At 70.2% G+C, this 5341-nt stretch carries 4 protein-coding genes and 1 pseudogene; 3 read left to right on the top strand and 2 right to left on the bottom strand.

Annotation, left to right across the window (positions count from 1 at the left end):
- The 3 genes from ACWD01_RS37140 to ACWD01_RS37130 form a co-directional block, all read left to right on the top strand.
- A partial coding sequence (locus tag ACWD01_RS37140) for a catalase-related domain-containing protein (protein WP_451157859.1) occupies positions 1-144 on the top strand: 144 nt, incomplete at its 5' end.
- Positions 145-605: 461 nt separating this feature from the next.
- A complete protein-coding gene (gene purU, locus ACWD01_RS37135; RefSeq protein WP_451168372.1) occupies positions 606-1478 on the top strand; it encodes a formyltetrahydrofolate deformylase in 873 nt (290 codons plus the stop codon).
- Between the two features lie 567 nt (positions 1479-2045).
- Complete coding sequence (locus ACWD01_RS37130) at positions 2046-2843, top strand: IclR family transcriptional regulator (protein ID WP_451168370.1); 798 nt, start codon at positions 2046-2048, stop codon at positions 2841-2843.
- On the opposite strand, the gene ACWD01_RS37125 is transcribed toward ACWD01_RS37130, so the two are convergent.
- Together ACWD01_RS37125 and ACWD01_RS37120 are read right to left on the bottom strand one after the other, a co-directional pair.
- Complete coding sequence (locus ACWD01_RS37125) at positions 2831-5191, bottom strand: FdhF/YdeP family oxidoreductase (RefSeq protein WP_451168369.1); 2361 nt, start codon at positions 5189-5191, stop codon at positions 2831-2833. The two genes, ACWD01_RS37130 and ACWD01_RS37125, sit on opposite strands and share 13 nt — an antisense overlap.
- A gap of 38 nt (positions 5192-5229) precedes the next feature.
- Positions 5230-5341 (bottom strand): annotated as a pseudogene (locus ACWD01_RS37120) (SRPBCC family protein); the annotation flags it as partial.

Genomic DNA, 5341 nt, shown 5'->3' with positions numbered 1-5341 from the left:
CAGCGCCTCGTCGACAACCTCGCGGGCGCCCTGTCCGGCGTCACCCGCGACGACATCGCCGAGCGCGCGATCAGCAACTTCCGTCAGGCCGACGGCGACTTCGGCAAGCGGCTCGAGGCCGCGGTCCAGGCCCTTCGCGGCTGACCGGGTACCGGGCCGCGGGCCCCGCGGCGACCCGAGGACCCCTACCCACATCGGCCTGCCCGTCTCCCAGGAAGGGGGACGGGCAGGCCCGACTCGGCCACCGGACCGGTGGCTGACACCGCCTTCCCGAGACTTGGGCCCAGGCATGCTTCACCGGCCTCACAGGCCATCACGCCCTGGAGGCGGCACGGCGTCTTCGGATGCGGTGCCGAGCATCCGGTCAGCCGGACCGCCCTGCGAACGGGCAGCGGACCGCCCGGAGGCCGAACAGAACCTTCAGTCCAATATGCGCAACACGATGCACATCGTGCAACGCACGGCACGTGGGTGACGCGTGCCGCAAGAGACTCCCCCGCCATGCGCGACAGTTACCCGCCGGCTCTTGACCAGCCGGCCGTCCACACCGGACGATGTTGCGTATCACTCATCTTGTTGTGCAATACGCATCAACGGAGGATGCCATGTCTCCTCGACCGCAGTCCGGCAGCGAGTTCGTCCTCACCCTTTCGTGCCCCGACCGGGCCGGTCTCGTCCACGCCGTGACCACCTTTCTCGTCGACCACTCCGGCAACATCCTGGAGAGCCATCAGTTCGACGACCGACTGCAGAACCGCTTCTTCATGCGGGTGCACTTCGATGTCTCTGATCCGGACATTTCACTGGGGGAGCTGCGCACCGGTTTCGGCCCGGTGGCCGAGGCATACCGAATCACCTGGCAGTTGCACGACGCGGCGACCCCGACCCGCACACTGATCATGGTGTCGAAGTTCGGCCACTGCCTGAACGACCTGCTCTTCCGCAGGTCCACGGGCACGCTCAACATCGAGATCCCGGCGATCGTCTCCAACCACCGCGACTTCGAGCCGCTGGCACAGAACTACGGCATCCCGTTCCACCACATCCCGGTGACCCCGCAGACGAAGGGCGAGGCGGAGGCCCGGCTGCTGCAGCTTGTGGACGAGCTCGACATCGACCTCGTCGTCCTCGCCCGCTACATGCAGATCCTCTCCGATGATCTGTGCAAGCAGCTCGACGGCCGGGCGATCAACATCCACCACTCGTTCCTGCCGAGCTTCAAGGGCGCGCGGCCGTACGTCCAGGCGCATGAGCGCGGCGTCAAGCTCGTCGGAGCCACGGCGCACTACGTCACATCGGACCTCGACGAAGGCCCGATCATCGAACAGGACGTTGTCCGCGTGGACCACTCGCGCGCCCCGGACGAGCTTGTCACCCTGGGCCGCGATGTCGAGGCCCAGGTACTCGCCCGCGCCGTGGAGTGGCACAGCGAGAGCCGCGTACTGATCAACGGCAACCGCACGGTCGTGTTTCGCTGACGCGCCGGCCGGGCCGCGGCTCCTTCCGGCCGCCAGGGCCCGTGCGTGCAGGCTGAGACGCCGACGTGTGCGTCTGCGGGTGGCCTGCCCCGCTCCCCCGGCGCGGCAGCGCAGGGTCCGGTCCGCCCGCGGGCCGGGGTCGCCGGGCCGAAGACCGCGTCCGCGACGCGGTCTTCGGCCCGGCGATGACGTCCGCAGGGTGCGCCTGGCCGACGGCCTGCCGGGCGGCCCGGTCCGAGGCCGCGCGGTAGCGGTGTCCGGCCAGGGCGGCAGGTCGGCTCCGGCGTCGGGCCGGGTCCCGTCAGCGGCGCGATGACCGGCCGGGCAGCGGGGCCGAGCGGAGGACCTGCCGTCCGGTGGATCCGGCGGGCATGTGCTTCGCATCGCCGGCGACGCGCTCGCCCGGGCCGGGCAGAGTCCGGTGCGCCGGCCGGCTCGTATCCGCCCGGTGGGCGACCGGATACCTTGAGGACGTGGCCGGGTACTGGTATACCGGCTTGTCCGTACTCGGGCCGCTGATGCCGATGCCCTGCAGGATCCACGGACACCAGTGCGTATAGTTGCGCTATGAGCAACCATAGGGCAGATGGCGAAACAGCAGGTCCCGCGGCGGGCGGCGTGCAGTCCGTCGACCGTGCCGTCAGCGTCCTGGAGATCCTCGCCCAGCGCGGCGAGGCGGGCGTGAGCGAGGTCGCCGCCGAGATCGACGTTCACAAGTCGACCGCGTTCCGTCTGCTCGGGGCGCTGGAGGCGCGCGATCTGGTCGAGCAGGCGACCGAGAGGGGCAAGTACCGGCTCGGCTTCGGGATCGTGCGCCTGGCAGGCGCGGTCACGGGCAGTCTCGACCTCGTCCAGCAGGGCCGGCCGGTGTGCGAGCGGCTCGCCGAGGAGATCGGTGAGACCGTCAACATCGCCGTCCTGCAGGAGCATTACGCGGTCAACCTCGACCAGGTGCGTGGCCCGGGCGCGGTCGGCACGTACAACTGGGTCGGGCAGCTCACTCCGCCGCACGCCACCTCCAGCGGCAAGATCCTGCTGGCTCACCTGTCGGCGAAGGAGCGGGCCGCAGTGGCCGCGGGGTCCGGGATGCAGAAGCTGACGCCGCACACCATCACCGCCAGGACCAAGCTGGAGAAGGCTCTCGCCGAGGCGCGGGAGCGCGGTTACGCGGTGTCCCTGGAGGAATTCGAGATCGGACTGCACGCCGTGGCGGCGCCGATCCGCTCCCGCGACGGCGAAGTCATCGCCGCCCTCAGCGCCTCCGGCCCCGAGTACCGCTTCACCGAGGAACGGATCCACGAGTTCGCCCCCGTGCTGCTCGAAGGCGCCGACGAGATCAGCCGCCGCATGGGCTACATCGACTGAGTCCCACACGGCCGAGGGGTCCGGCCGGCCGCCTGCCTCTCGTCGGTGCGGGCTGCCGCACGCAGCTCGAGCCGGACCACGATGCTCTTGGACGTCGGCGTGTTGGAGATGTCGGCCACCGAGTCGAGCGGGACGAGGACATTGGCCTCGGGGAAGTAGGCCGCGCAGCAGCCGCGGGGCGTGTCGTAGGCGACGGCTCGGAAGGCTTCCGCCCGCCGCTCCGGGCCATCCTGCCACTCGCTGACGAGGTCCACCAGGTCGCCGTCGGTGATCTGGTGCTCGGCGAGGTCGTCGGGGTGGACGAACACCACTCTGCGTCCCTGGCGGATGCCGCGATAGCGGTCGTCGAGGCCGTAAATCGTGGTGTTGTACTGGTCGTGGCTGCGCAGGGTCTGCAGCAGCAGGCGGCCGGGCGGGACGCGCAGCACCTGAAGCGGGTTGACCGTGAAGTTGGCCTTGCCCGTGCGGGTGGGGAAGTGCCGCTCGTCGCGAGGGGCGTGCGGCAGGGTGAAGCCTCCGGGCTGCCGGACCCGGGCGTTGAAGTCGGTGAAGTCGGGCACGACCCGGGCGATGCTGTCGCGGGCGGTGTCGTAGTCGGCCTCGAAGGCCGCCCACGGCACTTGGTCATCGGGCCCGAAGAGGGCATGGGCCAGCCGGCAGACGACGGCCGGCTCGGAGAGCAGGTGCGGGGAGGCGGGGGGCAGCCCACCGCTTGAGGCGTGCACCATCCCCATCGAGTCCTCGACGGTGACGAACCGGTCCTGCCCGTCGGGTCCCCGGTCGCGTTCGGTACGGCCGAGGACGGGGAGGATGAGGGCTTCTCGGCCGCAGACGGCGTGGGAGCGGTTGAGCTTGGTGGAGACCTGCACGGTCAGCCGGCAGTTTCGCAGGGCGCGCTCTGTGGCGGCCGTGTCCGGAGCGGCGGAGACGAAGTTGCCGCCCATGGCGAAGAACACCTTCACGTCCCCGGTGCCCATCGCCCGGATCGTCTCCACCGCGTCGTGGCCGTGGTGGCGGGGCGGGTCGAATCCGAATTCGCCTCGCAGCGCGTCGAGGAATTCCGGCGCCGGCTTCTCGTAGATGCCCATCGTCCGGTCGCCCTGGACGTTGGAGTGGCCTCGCACGGGGCACACTCCGGCGCCGGGGCGGCCGATGTTCCCGCGCAGCAGCAGGAAGTCCACCACCTCGCGGATGGTGGGCACGGAGTGCTTGTGCTGGGTGAGGCCCATGGCCCAGCACACCACGATCGACCGGGCGGACAGGACGTCGCGTGCGGCCTCCTCGATGGCTTCGCGCGCGAGTCCGGTCGCCTCGGCGACGTCGTCCCAGTCGAGTGTGCGCAGGTGCTCGGCGTAGGCATCGAAGCCGTCGGTGTGCGCGGTGATGAAGTCGTGGTCGAGGACCGTGCCGGGCGCGGCGTCCTCGGCCTCCAGCAGCAGCCGTGACAACGCTTGGAAGAGCGCCTGGTCGCCGCCGAGCCGGATCTGCAGGAACCGGTCCGCCAGGGGCGTGCCGCCGCCTGCGACTCCGCGGGCGTTCTGCGGATTCTTGAAGCGCAGCAGCCCGGCCTCGGGCAGCGGGTTCACCGCCACGATGCGCGCACCGCGCCGCTTGGCCTTCTCCAGCGCGGACAGCATCCGCGGGTGGTTGGTGCCGGGATTCTGCCCGACGACGAAGATCAGGTCGGCGCGGTACAGATCATCGAGGTGGACGCTGCCCTTGCCCACCCCGATCGTCTCGGTGAGCGCCGAGCCGCTCGACTCGTGGCACATGTTGGAGCAGTCCGGCAGGTTGTTGGTGCCGAATCGCCGTACGAGGAGCTGATAGAGGTAGGCGGCCTCGTTGGAGGTCCGTCCCGAGGTGTAGAAGGCGGCCTCGTCGGGGCTTGGCAGTGCTTTGAGCTGCTGGGCGATGATGTCGAACGCCGTCTCCCAGGTGACCGGCGCGTACGTGTCGGAGTCGGCCGGCTTGTGCATCGGCTCGGTGAGGCGGCCCTGCTGGCCCAGCCAGTAGTCGCTGCGGCCCGCGAGTTCGCCCACCGGGTGTGCGGCGAAGAACTCCGGCGTCACCCGGCGGACGGTGGCCTCCTCGGCGACGGCCTTGGCGCCGTTCTCGCAGAACTCGGCCTTGCTGCGGTGATCGCCCTCGGGCCAGGCGCAACCGGGGCAGTCGAAGCCGTCCTTCTGGTTGACCTTCAGCAGGGTCAGCGCGGTGCGCCGCACGCCCATCTGGTCGTACCCCATGCGCAACGCATGGGTCACCGCGGGGATCCCGGCGGCCCAGCGCTTTGGCTCGGTCACTTCCAGTGCGTCCTCGCCGGGGTCCACGCGCGGCGCCTTGCGTGCCATGACTGTCTCTCCTCGTCGATGTGCCGGTTGGACTGCGGTTATGCGCCCAGGCGGGCCTGCAGCCAGGTGTGGAATTCGCCGATGTGGTGCTCGCTGGGCACCAGGACTCCGCCCTTGGCGTACGCCCTCGAACTCATCGCCGGCTGGGTG

It is taken from the genome of Streptomyces sp. NPDC002835, from assembly GCF_053591995.1.
This window is presented reverse-complemented; position numbering and strand designations above follow the sequence as displayed.

What these genes read in the sequence shown, in the direction of transcription:
- purU (WP_451168372.1), top strand. Translation starts at nt 606, where the DNA reads ATGTCTCCTCGACCGCAGTCCGGCAGCGAGTTCGTCCTCACCCTTTCG.
- ACWD01_RS37130 (WP_451168370.1), top strand. Translation starts at nt 2,046, where the DNA reads ATGAGCAACCATAGGGCAGATGGCGAAACAGCAGGTCCCGCGGCGGGC.
- ACWD01_RS37125 (WP_451168369.1), bottom strand. Translation starts at nt 5,191, where the DNA reads ATGGCACGCAAGGCGCCGCGCGTGGACCCCGGCGAGGACGCACTGGAA.